This is a genomic window from Streptomyces sp. NPDC033131 (assembly GCF_055578365.1).
Window position 1 is genome coordinate 140264 of sequence record NZ_JBVIPA010000009.1, and the last position, 18396, is coordinate 158659.

Genomic DNA, 18396 nt, shown 5'->3' on the forward strand with positions numbered 1-18396 from the left:
GGAGAGGGGGGGAACACCAACCCCACCCCCGCCCCCCCCCCCCCCCCCCCCCCCCCCCCCCCCCCTCCCCCCCCCCCCTCCTCCCCCCCCCCCCCCCCCCCCCCGCTGCCATGTCCGCCCCCCACGCGGGGGACGGACGCGGCCATGTCGGCGGGCCACCCCGGATCCACATGGTAGGGACTCGTTATCAACCGATTTCCTTACCGCGTTTCCCTAAGGAAGGGCCCCTCGCCGTGCACCTGCGCACCCTGACCCTCGCCGCGCTCCCCGCCGCCGCCCTGCTCGCAGCCGGGCAACTGCCGCCCTCCGCGAGCGCCCACGCCGCCCCGCGCCCGGCGCACGCACGGGGAGGCCCGGTCAGCGCGGCCGACCTGCTCGCGAAGGTGACGTCCTGCAAGCAGATCTCGCGCGGCAGGTACCGCACCGACGCGAACACCCGGGCCACCGTCCCGGTGTGCGGCAAGAAGGGCGCGGTGTTCTGGAAGGCCGACATGGACATCGACTGCGACGGCCGACGCACCGCGAAGTGCAACGAGCGGACCGACCCCTGGTTCCACGCCGACACCGCCTTCCACCAGTCCGACGGCAGGCCCCTGCGCTCCGACACCCTGCCGTACGTCGTCGTGCCCGCGGCGAGCGGCATCTGGAACCCCGCCCGCGCGGGCATCAGGGGCGGCGGCGTGGTCGCGGTGATCCACGACGGGAAGGTCCAGTACGCCGTCGTCGGCGACACCGGCCCCACAAGGATCATCGGCGAGGCCTCCTACGCCACCGCACGGGCCCTCGGCATCGACCCGGACCCCGCGACGGGCGGCACGGGCTCAGGAGTGACGTACCTCCTGTTCAAGAACTCCCGGGTGTCCCCCATCGAGAGCCGCACGGCGGCGGTACCCCTGGGCGAGCGGCTGGCGAAGCGGTTCCTCCGCGACAACTGACCGCCGTCTTTCTTCAGTTGGGCTGCCCGATCGGCCGTACGACGACCGTGTTGACGTCGACGCCGGCGGGCTGCCCCATGGCCCACACGACGGAGTCGGCGATCTGGTCGGCGGTGAGCAGATGCCCGGGCGGCAGGCTGCCGTAACCGTCCCAGAACGGGGTCTCCACCCGGCCGGGCGCGATCAGGGTCACGCCCACGCCGAACTCCGTCACCTGCCGGCGGGTGTTCTCGGCCAGACCGGTCACCGCCCACTTCGTCGCCCCGTAGATGTTGCCCGGAGTCGGCACGAAACCGGCGACACTGCCGACGAGCACGATCCGCCCCCGGGTCTCCTTCAGGGCGTCGATCGATGCGCGGATGAGCAGCGCGGGGCCGAGGACGTTGGTCAGCACCATCTCGGTCCATCCGGCGGGGTCGCCGTCCGCGACGGAGTCGTGGGTGGCGAAGCCGGCGTTGGCGACGACGGTATCCAGTCGGCCGTATTCCTTGAGTGTACGGTCGACAGCCGACTGGATACTGTCGTACTCGGCCGCGTTGCCGACGAGCGTCAACAGACCGTCGGGACGGCCGAGTTCCTCGGCGAAGCCACGCAGTCGTGCCTCGCTGCGGCCGGTGACGGCCACGCGCCCGCCGGCGTCGAGCAGCCGCCGGGCGACCGCGGCGCCGATACCGCTGCCGCCGCCGGTGATGAGCGCGACCGGAGAGTCGGTCATGGTTCCCCCTGGAACTTCGGTGGAGCTTGCCTTCGGGTTGACGACGGGGAGTCCATCAGTTGAAGCGCTCTCGAAGTCAAGGGGCCCGCGGTGGAGTTCCGTTCGGGAGGGGCAGTGGGCAGGGGCGGTTCACGAGCCGCAGGTGCCGCGGTACTCGGCCGAGGGGAAGTAGCGGCGCCACTCGGCCTCGGTCAGTCCGCGTTGCGCTCGTACGCACACCTCGTCCGCCGCCCGTTTCGCCGCCGACGGGCGGGTGCGCTCGGCGAGATGGGGCGTGGCGATGCGCAACCGGCCGCCGTCCGCCGTGAACCGGAGCGTTCGGACCGGCCCGTCCCCGGCCGGCAGCGTGGCCGGGGACAGGGCGGGCGAGGCCGTCTCCCACACCTGCACGGAGCCGTCGGGCGCGCCGGCCGCCAGGAGCGAACCGTCGGCGGAGAACGCCGGCGCCACCCCCTGCACGGTGGACCCGACGGCCCGCAGGACGGCGATCCTGCGCCAGGCGTGCGCGTCCCACAGGGTGAGGCGGCCCTGGTAGTCGGCTGCGGCGAGGTATCCGCCGTCCCGGCTGAAGACGGCGGTGGTGAGATAGTCCTCGCCGTCGACTCCCCCGGCCCCCTTGCGGCGCTTGCCCGTCGACGCGTCGACGAGCGTTCCCTCCGGCGTCAGTCCGGTACGGCCGGTGGTGTCGAGCGCCACGATCTGCGCCCCGGCGACGGTGACGGGCTCTGTCGCCTCGGGCGCCGGCTCGTCCCGCCAGCCCCTGTCCATCAGCCCGTGCAGCGAGAGGGTGTTCACGATGTTGGTCCGTCCGCCTTCCCGGTAGCGCAGCACACCCTTGTCGGGATCCAGCCGGAGGTCACCGATCCCGGAACCGGCCACGGGATAGGTGAGCAGCGGCTCGCGTGGGCTGTCGTCCGCCGGGTCCGGAAGGTCCGTACGCCACAGGGTGAAGGCGCCCTTTCCCCAGGCCAGGGCATAGGCGCCGGCGAACTCCACGACGTGCGCGCCGCCCGCCATCGGCAGCCGGGGACGTTCCCGGCCGGCACGGAAGTCCCACGTCACGATCCCCTCGGAGGTGCCGGAGGCCAGCGCCCGCTGGTCGGAGGTGAAGGTGAGATCCCCCTGGCACAGTGCCCGCTCGGTCGCCCGGGGCACCGGCGTGGCGACGAGGCGCCCTTCGGCGACGTCGAGGACCTTCAACTGGTCGCCGTCCCGCGCACACCAGGCGATATGACGGTCGTCGCGGCTCAGCACGGGCAGCGGGCCGTCGTCGCTGCCCCGCTCGTACCGGAACAGCAGCCTCTGCCGCCGTATGTCCCACAGGTCGAGGGTCGCCCGGCCGCTGTCCGAGCCGCGGACGGGACGCCGTACCAGGAACGTGCGCCCGCTCTCCCCGAAGGCGACGTCGGTGTCTCCCCACGAGCCGGTCGGCAGATGACGTGTGCTGCCGTCCGCCAGCCCGGCGATCACCATGCCGCCGCCGTCGGCGCTACGGTACGCGACCGACCGGCCGTCCGGGCCGGCGCCGACCACCCGCTCCGACAGGCCCTTGCGCTCCACGGAACGGATACGCCGGTGCTTCGCCACGTCCCACTGCACGGCCTGGTCATGGACGACGGTCGTCAGGATCCTGCCGTCCCGGCTGAGCCAGGCGGGCGCGTTGAGCGCGCGTGAGCCCACCTCGGGCTGGACGAACACGTCCTGTTCGCTCTGCGCCGCCGCCGTCCGCAGGGACTCCCGCGTCTCGGGCAGGTCGGCGGTGCGCCACGCGGCGAGCGCCAGGCGCATCGCGGTGCGCGGCTCGGTGGAACGCAGCGTGTCGACCAGCGCGGCGGCGCTGCGGGCCTCGGCCTCGTCGCGCTGCCGTGCGCTGACCTCGTTCTGCCGCCAGGCCACCAGGCCCGCGACCACGGCCAGACACAGCAACACGGCCAGCGCACCGGACAGCGCACGCAGCCGGCGCGCCGCCCGGGTCGCGACCCGCCGACCGTGCTCGTACGCCGCGACACTCGCGGCCAGGAACGCACGCTCGAGCCGGTTCAACTCCGCGTGCGGCACGCCCTCTTCGCCCCCGTCACCGAAGGTCTCGCGGGCCTCGGTCAGCCGGGTGCCCCGGTAGAGCGCGCCCGCGTCGCGGTCCAACTCGGCCCAGATGTAGGCCGCTTCGGTGAGCCGGCGGTGCAGACGCAGCCGTTCGCGGTCCTCGTCCAGCCAGCCGCGCAGGCGTGGCCAGGCGCCGAGCAGTGCCTCATGCGCGAGGTCCACCGTGTCACCGTCGACGGTCAACAGCCGACTCGCGACGAGGCGTTCCAGGACGCGGGCGGTCGTCTCGTCGGCGTCGAGTTCCTTGCGGCCGGCGGGGCGGCGGGTGTCCTCGGTGCCGTCGCCGGGGTTCACCAGCCGCAGCAACAGTGCGCGCAGGGCGGCGGCTTCGGCGGGCGTGCACCGGGCGTGGACGGCCTCCGCGGTGTGCGCGACGGCTCCCTGGACGCCGCCGACGGCCTCGTAGGCGGCCAGGGTCAGCGTCCTGCCGACGCGTCGGCGCCAGACCTCACGCAGCGCGTGGGCCATCAGCGGCAGACCGCCCGGTTCTCCGGCCACGTCCGCCACGATCCGGGCGGTCAGGGCGCGTTCGACCACGAGCCGACGCGCGACGGCCGGCCGTACCACCGCCTCCCGCAACGCCCGCGCCGACATCGGCCCGACGAGCAGTACGGAGTCCCGCAGCGCCTTGGCGAGCGGCCCGTGATCCGCGCAGCGGCCGTAGAAGTCGGCACGTACGGCGATCACGACGCGCAGCCCGGAGTCCGGGTCCGTCGCCGCGAGCAGCCGGGAGAGGAAGAGGGCACGTTCGGCGGTGTCCGCGCACAGCGTGAAGACTTCCTCGAACTGGTCGACGACGAGGAGTGTGTCGCCCGGTGTGTCGTGCGGGGTGAACAGGGCTTCGTGGGTGCGGGCGGGGTGCGGGCCCGGGGTGAACAGGCGAATGACGGCGATGCGCGGTGGGGGGTCGACTGTATGCAGTCGACTGCCTTCTGTCAGCCGTAACGCCGGCACCAGCCCCGCCCGCAGCAGCGACGACTTACCGCTCCCGGAGGCGCCGACGATCGCCGCGAACCGCGTGCGAGAGGTGAGCCGGAGCAGTTCGGTGACCAGATCGTCCCGGCCGTGGAAGTGCTCCCCGTCGCCGGTCTCGAAACGGGCGAGCCCCGGATAAGGGCTGTCGCCGTCGGTGCCGTCGGACGCGCGGGCGTCGGCCGAGTCGGAGACGGTCTCCCGCCAGCGGCCCTCCCACTCACCGGGGTCGCCCCCACACGCGGCGACGTAGGCCAGGAGGACCGGCAGGGTCGGCAGCCGCTCGCCGGACGCGGCGGCGGAGAGCGTGGGCGCGGAGTAGCCGGCGCGGTCTGCCATCGCACGGTAGGTCGGGGTGCCCGCCTCGTCGCGCAGCTTGCGCAGCTCGTAGGCGAAGCGCTGTACCGCTCCCGCCCCAGGATCCAGCGGTTTCTCCCGGCGCCCCATGCGTGTCTCCCCCTCGTTCCCGGCCGTCCCACACGCTAACAACCAGCCTGAGCCGATTGATTGGTGCTCCGAACCGGGGCTGCCCAACAATCCGCCGTCGCCTGGACTCGTCGGTGCACGCCGTCGCCCGGCCCGCACCCGGGGCCTCGCGCCTCCCGCCTCGCACCGGAGTCAGCCATCGCCACCACACACACTCCAGGACTTCTCCTCGGGCCCGACCGGTTGCCGCCCGAGCCTGCCGTCGTGCCTCGTCCATTGACCCCGTGGCACACGCTCGTTCCGGTCGCGCTCTCCCTCGCTCTCGGTCTGTGGGGCCTCCGGCGGGAGGGGAGCATGTGGCGGGACGAGGTGGTGACGTACGACATGGCACGGCGTTCGCTGCCCGACCTGTGGGCGACGCTGGCCGAGGTCGACGCCGTGCACGGGCTGTACTACCTGCTTCAGCACGGCCTGTTCCGGCTGTTCGACGGGACGGATCCGCTGCTGGTGCTGCGTCTGCCGTCGGTGCTGGCGACCGCCGCGGCGACGGGGACGCTGGTGCTGCTGGGGCGGCGTCTCGCGGGACCGCGAGCGGGGTTTGTCGCCGGGGTCGTCTTCGCGCTGCTGCCGCCGGTCCAGCGGTATGCACAAGAGGGTCGATCGTATGCACTCGTCTGCGCCCTGGTCGTCTGGGCGTCCTACCTGCTGGTGCGAGCCGCTCGGCGGCGCACGGGCGGAGCCTGGGCCGCCTACGGCATGGTCGTGCTGGCGGCATGCCTGCTGCACGAGTTCGCCGTGCTGGTCCTGGCCGCACACCTGGTGGCGCTGCCCCGCGCGGCCCGCCGCACGGGCTTCCTGGTGGCGCTCGCGGTCTGTACGGGCATCGCTCCACTGGTCGCGCTGAGCATGCGCCAGTCGGACCAGGTGGCGTGGATCGGTGGCGTCGGGGCCGGCGCCCTCATCGGTTTCGCCGGGGTGACCGTGCTCGGAGTGGCCTGTGCGGCACTGCTCCGGGGCGGCGGCCGAAGCCCGGAGAACATGGGGCTCACCGCACTGGCGCTGCCACTGCTCGCCCTGCCTGGGCTTCTGCTCCTGCTGGTCTCACTGGTCAAGCCGCTGTACGTCGACCGCTACGTCCTCTACGGCCATGCGGGCACCGCCCTGCTGGTCGGGGCCGCACTCGACCGGCTCGTCCGCGCGGCCGGCCGGATCCGGACCGTCGCCGTACTCGCCGCCGGGGCAGCCGTACTGGCGCTGCTGCCGACCACCCTGCAACTGCGCGCACCACAGAGCCGTACCGACGACGCCACCGCCATAGCCGCGGCCGTCCGCTCGGTGGGCGGGGACGCCGACGGGGTCGTCTTCCTGCCTTCCCGGCGCCGCGTGTGGACGCTTCCCGACCCGGGGTCCGTTCGCGGCCTGCGCGATCTCGCCCTGGACCGCGGTCCGGTCGCCTCGTACACGCTGTACGGCACGGAGGTGCCGGCCGCCGTCCTACGCGCCCGCATGCTCGCGGCGGCGCGGATCCTCGCAGTGGGCGACCCTGCCGGGCAACCGGTGGATCACGTGCCGCAGGAGGCGGTCAAGCGGCGGGTGCTCGCCACGTACTTCGTCGCATGTCGTACACGGCATGCCCTGGGGGCCCGGATCACGGTGTACGCCCGGCCGGGCCGTTGCTGACCGACCGCCCGCGGTCGACCGCATCCCGTATACAGGAAGCGCATACGGGATGCGGCGCGTACGCGGGCGACGGCAGACGGTCGACCGGCGACCGGCGACTGAATCCGGTACACGCCTTCATCCCACACGTACAGCCGTGTACACCGTATGCGCCGCCAGCAAGAAGACATCGGGCCGCAGGTGCACGCTCGCCCGGTCCTCTGGATCCAGGAGCCGGTCGAGGGTGGCACGGTCGGTGGCGTCGAGGCGGTCGCCGAAGCCGTCGCGGAGGTGCTGGAGTGAGGCGGCGACGTAAGCGCGGGCCCGGTCCGTCGTCGGGGCGGGCAGGTCGAGCAGGAAGCTGCGGGTGCCGGTCGGCCGGAGGCCGGCGGCTGTCATCAGCGCCGGCCAGTCCTCGGTCTCGGCGACGGTACCGGGCAGGTCCGCGCGCATCCTCGCGAACCACTCCTCCTCGAGCGCGTCGAGGCGTGCCTGCAGTCCGGGCCGTCCGATGCCGATGTCGCGGGGCAGGAACCGGGCGGGCAGGCCGCCCTCCAGAAGGGCGAGCGTGCCGCCGGGTGCGAGCCGGGCCGCGAAGGCGGTGAGGGCGGCACGCTGGTCGCCGAGGTGGTGCAGACTGCGGCTGGCCCACAGCAGGTCGGCGGGATACTCCACGTCGTCGAGAACACCGGGGAGTTCACCGGCGAGGGTGTCGAAACGGTCGGCGACGCCGAGGCGTCCGGCGCGGGCGCGGGCCCGTTCCAGCAGCGGTTCGGTGCCGTCGACGGCGACGACCCGGGCGCCGGGGAAGGCGTCGGCGAGCAGGCAGGAGACGACGCCAGGTCCGCTGCCCGCGTCGACGATCAGTCCGGGCTCGGTCTGCTTGTGACCGAGCCACGCCAGGGCCCGCTCGTACAGGGGAGTGAACAGCTCCGCCTGGCTCTCCAGCCGAGGGGCCATCTCGTTCCAGTCGATGTCCGTGTCGCCGTGGCCATGACGGTGGCCATGACTGACGTCGTGCTCGTGCTCGTAGTCGTGCCCGTCGTCGGCATCGTGCTCGTGGTGGTGCGCCATGGAAGTCAGCCTCTCGTCCGGATGCGGCCAGAGTGCGCCGACGCACCGCCGGGAGGCCACCGCTGTTGCCGCGACGGCAAAAAGACGGCGTCCTGGGCAAGCGGCGGGCGACAGGCGGCGGGCGGCTGCGAAAATGAGGTGCGCCGTGGGAGACCGGATGCCCAGGATGACCGTATGGACGACGAGCTGGTGGAGCGTTTCCTCGCGGACGGCTTGGTGAAAATCGAGAGCGCCTTCCCGCCGCGCGTCGCCGAGGACTGCGTCCGGCTGCTGTGGCAGGAGACGGGATACGACGCCGAGGACCCGGCGACCTGGAAGGCCCCGGTGCACTGGGTGGCCGGCCTGGCGCAGGGGCCGTTCGCGGCGGCTGCCAACTCCCCTGCCCTGCATGAGGCGTTCGACCTGCTGGTCGGCGAGGGGCGCTGGGAGCCGCGTTATTCGCTGGGCAGCTTTCCGCTGCGTTTCCCGCACGAGGAGGAGCCGGACGACGCGGGCTGGCACATCGAGGGCAGCTATCTCCCCGAGGGCGCCGCGGCGTATCACACGAACCTGCGCTCGAGGGATCGCGCTCTGCTGATGCTGTTTCTGTTCACCGAGGTCACCGAGGCGGACGCGCCGACCCGTGTCCGGGTGGGCTCGCACCTGGACGTACCGCGGGTGCTGGAGCCTTACGGCGATGAGGGCGCCTCGTTCATGGAGCTCGGTCCGAAGGTGGCGGCGGCCTCCGCGCATCGGCCGGTGGCGTACGCCACCGGCCGCCCCGGCGACGTGTACGTCTGTCATCCGTTCCTGGTGCATGCCGCGCAGCCGCATCACGGCACGCGGCCCCGCTTCATGGCGCAGCCGCCGCTGTATCCCGCCGTGCCCTACGAGTTGGAGCGTGAGGACGGCGACTACTCGGCGGTGGAGTTCGCGATCCGCCGGGGTCTGGCCCGGGAGGGCTGACCCCGGCGGATCACGTCAGGCAACTTTCAGTGAACTGGCCGGTGTTTCACGGGACTTGAGGCATCCAGCGGTGGGTCAGAGCGCCGGGTGGGCGTTCTTCATGAGCTCCTGGAACTGTGCCGAGAACCAGTGCCCCGACAGCGGGGAGTTCGGCAGAGCGCCGGACGGGTTGTTGCCGTTGCGCGGGTTGCCCTTGTAGGCCGGGTCACACATCTGGTCGAAGCCCTTGCCCTCGTCGTTCTCGATGAACTGGCTCGAACCGTCGGACTCGCCCGGAGGCTTCATCCACACGTACGCGTCGATCCCGGCGGCCGGGCTGGCCTGCGGGCGCTCACCGAGGCCGGCTCCGGCCTGGTTGCACCAGTTGCCGATGTGGATACGGCGGTCGTAGCGGCCGCCGTCGACGTAGGTGTCCACGGTGGTCGTGGCGCCCGGTGCGGCGGGCCGTGCGGTGCCGCCCCAGCCGTTGCGGGAGGTGTCGATCAGCATGCCGATGCCGGAGTTGAAGCCGGTGGTGACGAGCTGGTTGCGGAACGCCTGGGCGAAGGACAGTTCGTCGACGTACCGGTTCCAGTCGACCCACTTCGACTCGCGGACCGACTTGCCGCCCGCGGTGTCGTTGATGGTGAAGTTGTTCTCCTTCAGTGCGCTGTAGTTGGCCGTGTTGGTGATGAAGCCGTGGACGTCGTTGACGGTGGCGCCCTCCGTGGTCGCCGCCTCCTTGAACAGGGCGGCGCTGGGGGCGAAGTTGTCGTCCCAGCCGATCCAGCCGTGGTGGCCGGCGTCGATGTAGTTGTAGACGTTGGGTGCGTCACCGAGCTTGTTCAGGGCGTAGCCGACGCCCTTCTGGTAGTTGCCGTTGGCCTTCATCACGTCGCACTGCGGCGTGGCCGTGGGGCGGCTGCCGGTGTTGGTGACGAGGTTGGGCAGCGAGTCGATCTCGATGGTGTTGACGATCCGCAGCGCGGCGTACTTGGGGTCGGCGAGGATCGCGGCGATCGGGTCGATGTACTGAGTCTTGTACTTGTCGATCTCCGTCGGGCCGAGTTCGCCGTTGGAGGCGAGGGCGGCGCAGTCGCGGCCGGGCAGGTTGTAGATGACGAGCTGGACGACGAGTTCGCCGGTGCCCTTCTGCGTCAGCGCCGTGTCGAGGTGGTCGCGCAGGCCCATGCCGCCGTTGACGCCGTTGATCGCGGCGATGCGGTCCAGCCAGACTCCGGTGGGCTGGTTGGAGATGCGGCTGCCGCCCGGCTCGGCGGCGGCCTTCGCGGACCACTCCGGGTTCACGTAGACCTTGGCGCCGGAGTACGGGTTGTCGACCTTGGGGCCGGTGGGGTCCGGCGGATCGGTGGGACCGCCGCCGCCGTTGTCGACGTTGCAGGTCACGCCGTCGAGGGTGAAGGTGGCGGGGAGGGCGTTGGTGCCGCTGTAGGTGCCCTGGAAGCCGAAGCTGGCCGAACCGCCGGTGGCGAGCGTGCCGTTGTAGGACTCGTTGGCGGCGGTGACGGCGGTGCCGCTCTGGCTGACCTTGGCGTTCCAGCCGCTGGTGACCTTCTGGTTTCCGGCGTACGACCACTTCACCGCCCAACTGGACTTGGCGGCCCCGTTGTTGGTGACGGTGACGGCGGCGGTGAAGCCGGTGTCCCACTGGTTCTGCACCTTGTAGTCGACGGTGCAGGGGATGGCGGCGGCGCCGACGTCCCCGGGAACGACGGCGAAGGCCGTCCCGGAGGCCCCGGCGACCAGCGCCAGGGCAGCGAGCATCGCGGTTCTGGTACGACTCATGAGTGCGGGTTCCTTCGCGGTTGCGGGTGACTCGGTTGCGGGTGGCTTGGTTGCGGGTGACTTGGCTCTGGGTGACTCGGTCGCGGGTCACCCGGTTGCGGGAGTTGTCAGCCGTTCAGGGCGCGCAGATGGTCGCGCAGCCCGATTCCGAACGCCGTGGGTGTGCCGTCGTAACCGGAGATCAGGGCGGGACCGGTGTTGCAGTTCCAGGTGTTCCAGGTCCAGCCCAGGTACGACAGGCCGCGGTCGTCGAACCACTTCATGACCTGGTCGATGAAGCCGTGCGAGCAGGTGTTCTCGCCGATCTCCCCGGCTATGAGCGGCACTTGGGCTGCGACCGGGGCGAGCGTGGAGTTCCAGCAGCTCTCGTTGGAGCAGGCGTTGAAGTTGTACACGTGCCAGGCGGCGGCGAGATTGCCCGCCGGGTCGGTGGGCTTGTACGTGAGCCATTGGCTCAGGTCGTTCGAGTACGCGAGCCCGCCGGCCAGGATCAGGTTCTTGGCGCCGGTCTCGCGGATGCTGTCCACGAGATCCTGCATACCGGCGACCTCGTATCCGATGCCGGAGCAGGTGCCGCCGTCCCGCCAGCACTGCCACGCCTGGGTGGTCGTGGAGGTGGCGCGGTCCGGGTAGGGCTCGTTGAACAGGTCGAAGACGACGGTCGGGTCGTCCTTGAAGGTGTTCGCCACCGAGGACCAGAAGTCCGGGGTGTACCGCATGCCGGGCATCGGCTTCTGGCAGCTGGCGTACACGTCCGCGCAGCCCGCGGAGTTGCCGGTGTACTGGCCGTGGGTCCAGTGCAGTTCGAGCATCGGCGTCATGCCGTGCGCCCTCACCTTCGCCACCAGGTCCTTGACGGCGTTGATGTAGTGGGCGCCGGCGTACTCGGGTCGGATGTTTGAAAGGCCCAGCCAGCACTCCTCGTTGAGCGGGATGCGGACGGTGTTGGCGTTCCAGTCGGCGATCGCCTTGACGGAGGCGTCGTCGACCGGGCCGTCGAAGATGCCGCGGCCCTGGACGCACATGAACTCGCCGCCGGACCGGTTCACGCCGAGCATGCGGCGGGTGTCGCCCTCGGCGTCCACGAGCTTGTTGCCGAGAACGCGTAGTACGGGTGCCGTGCCGTCACCGGGATCCGGGGGGTTTGTCGGATCCGGCGTGGGCGACGGTTCGGTGTCGACGTTGCAGGTGGTGCCGTTCAGCTGGAACGACGTCGGTACGGCGCTGCTCCCCGACGTGGAGGCGAGGAACCCGGCGCTGATGCTCGCGCCGGTGCCGAGCGAGCCGTTGTAGCTCTCGTTGGCGGCGGTGACGGTCGTACCGGACTGGGACCACTTGGCGTTCCAGCCCTGGTTGACCTTCTGGCCGCCTGTGAGGTCGAACGTCAGCTTCCAACTGCTTACGGATGCTGCGTTGTTGGTGATCCTGACAGCGCCCTGGAAGCCGGAGTCCCACTGGCTGGTGACGGAGTAGTCCACCGTGCAGGCGGGTGCGGCGCCGGACGCCGTGACCGCCGTGACGGTCATGGACCCGACAAGTGCGATCGCTCCGGCGACGGCTAAAAGTACTGAACGCGGGGGGTGTCGCATGAGCGACTCCTTGCAGTTCGGGCGCGTCGTGACGGACGCGTCGACTGATGGAACCGCTCCCACTGGTGTCAACGAAGCTAGCGCCAAGTGACGGCAAAGAACAGAGGAGTAACTGACTTTCCCTCAACGTCTCTTGTCGAATCTTTTCGACTCTTCAAGCACCTTGACCCCTCCCACCCCCGTCCCCACTATGGGAGCGCTCCCACTGGTTCAAGCCTTGACAGTTCCGACCCGCGAGGAGGAACCAGCACATGGCCCCCAGAACAGGACGCCGGACCGCCCGGCGTCTGTGGACCGCCGTCGTGGCGGCCTTGGCACTTCCGTTCACGATGCTGAGTACGGGTTCAACTCCCGCGCAGGCGGCGCCGCTTCAGTGCAGCGTCGACTACAGGACGAACGACTGGGGCTCCGGTTTCACCGCGGACCTGACGATCACCAACCGCGGCACGGATCCCATCGCCGGCTGGACCCTGACCTACAGCTACGCGGGCAACCAGAAGCTCAGCGGCACCGGCTGGAACGGCTCCTGGTCCCAGTCGGGCCAGGCGATCACGGTGAAGAACGCGTCGTACAACGGCACGATCGCCGTGGGTGCCGCCGTCTCCACCGGAGCGCAGTTCACCTACAGCGGCACGAACGCGAATCCGGCCGGCTTCGCGGTGAACGGCACCAGTTGTACGGGTGCGCACCAGCCGCCGATCACCGTGCTGACCAGCCCGGCGGCGGGTGCGGTCTACACGCGGGGGGACGCGGTCCCGCTCGCCGCGACCGCCGCGGCCGCGGACGGCGCGACGATCAGCAAGGTGGAGTTCTACGACGACACCACGCTGCTGGGCACGGACACGACGGCGCCGTACTCACTCTCGGTCTCAAGTTTGACCGTGGGCAGTCATTCGCTCCTCGCGAAGGGGTACGACAGTCTGGGCGCGTCCGCGGAGTCCACGCCGGTCGGCATCACCGTCGCGTCGGGTCCCGCGGTGGTGGCCTCGACCAACCAGCTGGCCGTCCAGCAGGGCAAGACGGGCACGTTCGACGTGAAGCTGTCGACCCAGCCGTCCGCCAACGTGACGGTCACGACCGCCCGCACCGGCGGCAACACGGGTCTGTCGGTGACCGGCGGGGCGTCGCTCACCTTCACCCCGTCGAACTGGAACACCGCGCAGAAGGTGACCATCACGGCCGACGCCTCCGGCACCGGTGCGGCGACCTTCGAGTCGACGGCCGCCGGGCACGGGAAGTCCACGGTGACGGTCACGCAGATCGCGGCGTCGAAGGAGTACGACGCCCGCTTCCTGGAGCTGTACGGCAAGATCACCAACCCGGCCAGCGGCTACTTCTCCCCCGAGGGCATCCCCTACCACTCGGTCGAGACGCTGATCGTCGAGGCTCCGGACCACGGGCACGAGACGACGTCGGAGGCATACAGCTACCTGCTGTGGCTGCAGGCCATGTACGGCAAGGTCACCGGCGACTGGACGAAGTTCAACGGCGCCTGGGACATCATGGAGAAGTTCATGATCCCGACCCACGCCGACCAGCCCACCAACTCCTTCTACAACGCCTCGAAGCCGGCGACGTACGCGCCCGAGCTGGACACCCCGGGCGAGTACCCGGCGAAGCTCGACGCGTCGGCCTCGGTCGGTTCGGATCCCATCGCCGGTGAACTGAAGACCGCATACGGTACGGACGACGTCTACGGTATGCACTGGCTGCAGGACGTCGACAACGTCTACGGCTACGGCAACTCGCCGGGCAAGTGTGAGGCGGGCCCGACGGACACCGGGCCGTCGTACATCAACACCTTCCAGCGCGGCGCGCAGGAGTCGGTGTGGGAGACGGTGCCGCAGCCGACGTGCGACGCCTTCAAGTACGGCGGGAAGAACGGCTACCTGGACCTGTTCACGGGTGACGCGTCGTACGCCAAGCAGTGGAAGTTCACCAACGCCCCGGACGCCGACGCGCGGGCCGTGCAGGCCGCGTACTGGGCGGACATCTGGGCGAAGGAGCAGGGCAAGGGCGGTGACGTCTCCGCGACCGTCGGCAAGGCCGCGAAGATGGGTGACTACCTGCGCTACTCCATGTACGACAAGTACTTCAAGAAGATCGGCAACTGCGTCGGGCCGTCGACCTGTGCGGCCGGCACCGGCAAGGACGCCTCGATGTACCTGATGTCCTGGTACTACGCCTGGGGCGGCGCCACCGACACCTCGGCCGGCTGGGCCTGGCGCATCGGCTCCAGCCACGCGCACGGCGGCTACCAGAACCCGTTGGCCGCGTACGCGCTGAGCAGCTACGCCGACCTGAAGCCCAAGTCGGCGACGGGGCAGGCGGACTGGGCCAAGTCGCTCGACCGGCAGCTGGAGTTCTACCGCTGGCTGCAGTCGGACGAGGGGGCCATCGCGGGCGGTGCGACCAACAGCTGGGCGGGCCGCTACGCGACGCCGCCGGCCGGGAAGTCGACGTTCTACGGCATGTACTACGACCAGCAGCCCGTCTACCACGACCCGCCGTCCAACCAGTGGTTCGGCTTCCAGGCGTGGTCGATGGAGCGGGTCGCCGAGTACTACCAGCAGACGGGTGACGCGGACGCCAAGGTCGTCCTCGACAAGTGGGTCGACTGGGCACTGTCCAAGACCACGGTCAACCCGGACGGCACCTATCTGATCCCCTCGACGCTCCAGTGGTCGGGCCAGCCCGACACCTGGAACGCCACCAACCCCGGCGCCAACAACGGTCTGCACGTCACCGTCGCCGACTACACCAACGACGTCGGTGTGGCCGCCGCGTACGCCAAGACCCTGACGTACTACGCGGACCGCTCCGGTGACACCCAGGCAGCGGCCACGGCCAAGGCGCTCCTCGACGGCATGTGGGACAACTACCAGGACGACCTCGGCATCGCCGTCCCGGAGACCCGCGCCGACTACAACCGCTTCGACGACGCCGTGACCGTCCCGAGCGGCTGGACCGGCACCATGCCGAACGGCGACGCGATCAACGCGTCGTCGACCTTCGACTCCATCCGCTCCTTCTACGAGGACGACCCGGCCTGGTCGAAGATCGAGGCCTACCTGGCGGGCGGAGCCGCGCCCTCCTTCACGTACCACCGGTTCTGGGCCCAGGCGGACATCGCCCTGGCCATGGGCTCGTACGCGGAGCTTCTCGAATAGCCCCCGCCGAGCGCTCCGCGGGAAGGGCTGTGTTCTTAGGCTGCCGGCCGTGTGTGGCTGGTCGCGCAGTCACCGGCGCCCTGACGGGGCCCGGTAGCTCACAGCGCTTCCCCGGAACCGCTTGAAAGCTCCGTGTGCGCGGTCTCGTCACCTGACGACGGGGCCACTTGGCCGGGCGGCCCCCACCCGCACTGGGGGCCGCCCGGCCCCTCGCACGCTCTCCTTCTGACTCCTTCTGAACGGCCCTCCCCGCAAGGCCCTCCCGAAAGGAAGGTCCCCCACCGTGCGAAGAACCCGCATCCTCACGGCCGTACTGGCACTCGCGGCCGGCCTGCTCGCGGGCACCCCGCCCGCACTCGCCGCCGACCCCGCGAAGCCGGCGATCGCCGCCGACACGTACACCTGGAAGAACGCGCGCGTCGACGGCGGCGGCTTCGTCCCCGGCATCGTCTTCAACCGCACCGAGAAGAACCTGGCGTACGCCCGTACCGACATCGGCGGTGCCTACCGCTGGCAGGAGTCGACGAAGACCTGGACGCCCCTGCTGGACTCCGTCGGCTGGGACGACTGGGGGCACACCGGCGTGGCCGCTCTGGCCTCGGACTCCGTGGACCCGGACAAGGTGTACGCGGCTGTCGGCACGTACACGAACAGCTGGGATCCGGGGAACGGGGCCGTGCTCAGGTCCTCCGACCGGGGCGCCAGCTGGCAGAAGACCGACCTGCCCTTCAAGCTGGGCGGCAACATGCCCGGGCGGGGCATGGGCGAGCGGCTGGCGATCGACCCGAACAAGAACAGCGTGCTGTACCTCGGCGCGCCGAGCGGCAAGGGCCTGTGGCGGTCGACGGACTCCGGCGTCACCTGGTCGCAGGTGACCGGCTTCCCCAACGTCGGCAACTACGCCCAGGACCCGAGCGACACCAGCGGGTACGCCAGCGACAACCAGGGCATCGTGTGGGTCACCTTCGACGAGTCGACGGGCACCTCCCAGAACGCGACGAAGACGATCTACGTCGGGGTCGCCGACAAGGACAACGCGGTGTACCGCTCGACGGACGCGGGCGCGACCTGGACGCGGCTGGCCGGACAGCCGACGGGGTACCTCGCGCACAAGGGCGTACTGGATACGGCGAACGGCTTTCTGTATCTCGCATACAGCGACAAGGGCGGGCCGTACGACGGCGGCAAGGGCCAGTTGTGGCGGTACGCGACCGCGAGCGGCACCTGGACGAACATCAGCCCGGTCGCCGAGGCCGACACCTACTACGGCTTCAGCGGGCTGACGGTGGACCGGCTGAAGCCCGGTACCGTCATGGCCACCGCCTACAGCTCCTGGTGGCCGGACACCCAGATCTTCCGTTCCACGGACAGCGGCGGGACCTGGACGAAGGCGTGGGACTACACCTCGTATCCCACCCGCTCGAACCGCTACACGATGGACGTGTCGTCCTCACCGTGGCTGACCTGGGGTGCGAACCCCTCGCCGCCCGAGCAGGCCCCGAAACTCGGCTGGATGACCGAGGCGCTGGAGATCGACCCGTTCGACTCGGACCGGATGATGTACGGGACCGGCGCGACGGTCTACGGTACGGAGAACCTCACCAACTGGGACAGCGGAGGCCGGTTCACCATCGAGCCGATGGTGCGGGGACTGGAGGAGACGGCGGTCAACGACCTCGCGTCGCCGCCCTCCGGCGCCCCGCTGCTGAGCGCCCTCGGTGACATCGGCGGCTTCCGGCACACGGACCTGACGAAGGTCCCGTCGATGATGTTCACCTCGCCGAACTTCACCTCGACGACCAGCCTGGACTTCGCCGAGATTACCCCGAACACGGTGGTCCGGGTCGGCAACCTCGACTCGGGGCCGCACATCGCGTTCTCGACGGACAACGGCGCCAACTGGTTCGCGGGCACCGACCCTTCGGGCGTCAGCGGCGGCGGCACGGTCGCGGCGGCGGCCGACGGCAGCCGGTTCGTGTGGAGCCCGGCCGGCACGGGCGTCCAGTACGCGACGGGCTTCGGCTCGTCCTGGGCGGCGTCGAGCGGCATCCCCGCGGGCGCGGTCGTCGAGTCGGACCGGGTGGACCCGAAGGTCTTCTACGGCTTCAAGTCGGGCAAGTTCTATGTCAGTTCGGACGGCGGCGCGACCTTCACCGCGTCCTCGGCGACCGGACTGCCGAGCGGCGACAGCGTGCGCTTCAAGGCGCTGCCCGGCACGAAGGGCGACGTGTGGCTGGCGGGCGGTGCGAGCGACGGCGCGTACGGGCTGTGGCACTCCACCGACGGCGGCGCGACCTTCACCAAGCTCTCCGGCGTCGAGCAGGCCGACACCGTCGGCTTCGGCAAGGCGGCGACGGGGGCGTCGTACCAGACGCTCTACACCAGCGCGAAGATCGCCGGAGTGCGTGGCATCTTCCGCTCCACGGACAAGGGCGCGACCTGGACCCGCATCAACGACGACGCCCACGAGTGGGGCTGGACGGGCGCGGCGATCACCGGTGACCCGCGGGTGTACGGCCGCGTGTACGTGGCGACGAACGGCCGCGGGGTGATCTACGGCGACAGCTCCGACGCCGGAGGCGGCGGAACCGATCCGGGACCGGGCCCCGGCCCGACCGGTGCCTGTGCGGTGACGTACAAGGTCACCAATCAGTGGTCGGGCGGCTTCCAGGCGGACGTGCGGCTCACCAACACCGGGTCGAGTGCCTGGAACGGCTGGTCACTCGGCTGGGCCTTCACCGAGGGCCAGAAGGTCACCCAGGCCTGGAACGCCGAGACCGCCCAGTCCGGTACGGCGGTGACGGCGAAGAACGTCGGCTGGAACGGGACGGTGGCGGCGGGCTCGTCGGTGAGCTTCGGCTTCACGGGTAGCTGGTCGGGCACGAACACGAAACCGGCGGCGTTCAAGCTGGGCGGCGACCAGACCTGCGCGCTCGCCTGAGGTGCGAGGGTGCGCCCCACACCGGGGCGCGCCCTCTCCCGCTTGCCTCGGACTGACGATCAAACTGCATCACCTTCTCTAC

Annotated in this window: 10 protein-coding genes; 5 read left to right on the forward strand and 5 right to left on the reverse strand. The window is 70.7% G+C overall.

All coding sequences use genetic code 11. From position 1 onward, the window contains the following. The first annotated feature begins 233 nt into the window (after nucleotides 1–233). A complete protein-coding gene (locus ACZ5XS_RS14495; RefSeq protein WP_468651119.1) occupies nucleotides 234–935 on the forward strand; it encodes a glycoside hydrolase family 75 protein in 702 nt (233 codons plus the stop codon). 13 nt (nucleotides 936–948) lie between these two features. Here the strand turns inward: ACZ5XS_RS14495 and ACZ5XS_RS14500 are convergent, their stop codons facing one another. Together ACZ5XS_RS14500 and ACZ5XS_RS14505 are read right to left on the reverse strand one after the other, a co-directional pair. After that, nucleotides 949–1650, reverse strand: coding sequence for an SDR family oxidoreductase (locus ACZ5XS_RS14500; RefSeq protein WP_468651121.1), 702 nt, complete (start codon nucleotides 1648–1650; stop codon nucleotides 949–951). A gap of 129 nt (nucleotides 1651–1779) precedes the next feature. Further along, nucleotides 1780–5172 (reverse strand): nSTAND1 domain-containing NTPase, encoded by a 3393-nt coding sequence (locus tag ACZ5XS_RS14505; protein WP_468651123.1) that lies wholly within the window; start codon nucleotides 5170–5172, stop codon nucleotides 1780–1782. Nucleotides 5173–5415: 243 nt separating this feature from the next. Here ACZ5XS_RS14505 and ACZ5XS_RS14510 point away from each other — a divergent pair, with 243 nt between their 5' ends. Next, on the forward strand, nucleotides 5416–6831 hold the full coding sequence (locus tag ACZ5XS_RS14510) for a glycosyltransferase family 39 protein (RefSeq protein ID WP_468651125.1): 1416 nt from the start codon (nucleotides 5416–5418) through the stop codon (nucleotides 6829–6831). A 117-nt stretch (nucleotides 6832–6948) separates the two neighbouring features. On the opposite strand, the gene ACZ5XS_RS14515 is transcribed toward ACZ5XS_RS14510, so the two are convergent. Beyond that, on the reverse strand, nucleotides 6949–7884 hold the full coding sequence (locus ACZ5XS_RS14515) for a class I SAM-dependent methyltransferase (RefSeq protein WP_468651127.1): 936 nt from the start codon (nucleotides 7882–7884) through the stop codon (nucleotides 6949–6951). 174 nt (nucleotides 7885–8058) lie between these two features. Here ACZ5XS_RS14515 and ACZ5XS_RS14520 point away from each other — a divergent pair, with 174 nt between their 5' ends. Then, nucleotides 8059–8829: a phytanoyl-CoA dioxygenase family protein gene (locus ACZ5XS_RS14520; RefSeq protein WP_468651129.1), complete on the forward strand. Its 771-nt coding sequence runs from the start codon at nucleotides 8059–8061 to the stop codon at nucleotides 8827–8829. Nucleotides 8830–8904: 75 nt separating this feature from the next. Here ACZ5XS_RS14520 and ACZ5XS_RS14525 read toward each other — a convergent pair whose 3' ends face one another. Both ACZ5XS_RS14525 and ACZ5XS_RS14530 read right to left on the reverse strand, forming a co-directional pair. Beyond that, a complete protein-coding gene (locus ACZ5XS_RS14525; protein WP_468651131.1) occupies nucleotides 8905–10614 on the reverse strand; it encodes a glycoside hydrolase family 6 protein in 1710 nt (569 codons plus the stop codon). A gap of 107 nt (nucleotides 10615–10721) precedes the next feature. Further along, entirely contained in the window at nucleotides 10722–12203 is a 1482-nt protein-coding gene (locus ACZ5XS_RS14530) for a cellulase family glycosylhydrolase (protein ID WP_468651133.1), read from the reverse strand. 251 nt (nucleotides 12204–12454) lie between these two features. Between ACZ5XS_RS14530 and ACZ5XS_RS14535 the strand changes: the two genes are divergently transcribed. Both ACZ5XS_RS14535 and ACZ5XS_RS14540 read left to right on the forward strand, forming a co-directional pair. Beyond that, nucleotides 12455–15373 (forward strand): glycoside hydrolase family 48 protein, encoded by a 2919-nt coding sequence (locus ACZ5XS_RS14535; RefSeq protein ID WP_468651135.1) that lies wholly within the window; start codon nucleotides 12455–12457, stop codon nucleotides 15371–15373. Nucleotides 15374–15656: 283 nt separating this feature from the next. Beyond that, the gene (locus ACZ5XS_RS14540; RefSeq protein WP_468651136.1) at nucleotides 15657–18314 is read left to right on the forward strand and encodes a cellulose binding domain-containing protein; all 2658 of its coding nucleotides are present in this window, start codon (nucleotides 15657–15659) and stop codon (nucleotides 18312–18314) included. Nucleotides 18315–18396 lie beyond the last annotated feature (82 nt).

Excerpts from the sequence above, each read along its gene's own strand:
- ACZ5XS_RS14500 (WP_468651121.1), bottom strand. The coding sequence starts at position 1,650 with ATGACCGACTCTCCGGTCGCGCTCATCACCGGCGGCGGCAGCGGTATC.
- ACZ5XS_RS14505 (WP_468651123.1), bottom strand. The coding sequence starts at position 5,172 with ATGGGGCGCCGGGAGAAACCGCTGGATCCTGGGGCGGGAGCGGTACAG.
- ACZ5XS_RS14515 (WP_468651127.1), bottom strand. The coding sequence starts at position 7,884 with ATGGCGCACCACCACGAGCACGATGCCGACGACGGGCACGACTACGAG.
- ACZ5XS_RS14520 (WP_468651129.1), top strand. The coding sequence starts at position 8,059 with ATGGACGACGAGCTGGTGGAGCGTTTCCTCGCGGACGGCTTGGTGAAA.
- ACZ5XS_RS14525 (WP_468651131.1), bottom strand. The coding sequence starts at position 10,614 with ATGAGTCGTACCAGAACCGCGATGCTCGCTGCCCTGGCGCTGGTCGCC.
- ACZ5XS_RS14530 (WP_468651133.1), bottom strand. The coding sequence starts at position 12,203 with ATGCGACACCCCCCGCGTTCAGTACTTTTAGCCGTCGCCGGAGCGATC.
- ACZ5XS_RS14535 (WP_468651135.1), top strand. The coding sequence starts at position 12,455 with ATGGCCCCCAGAACAGGACGCCGGACCGCCCGGCGTCTGTGGACCGCC.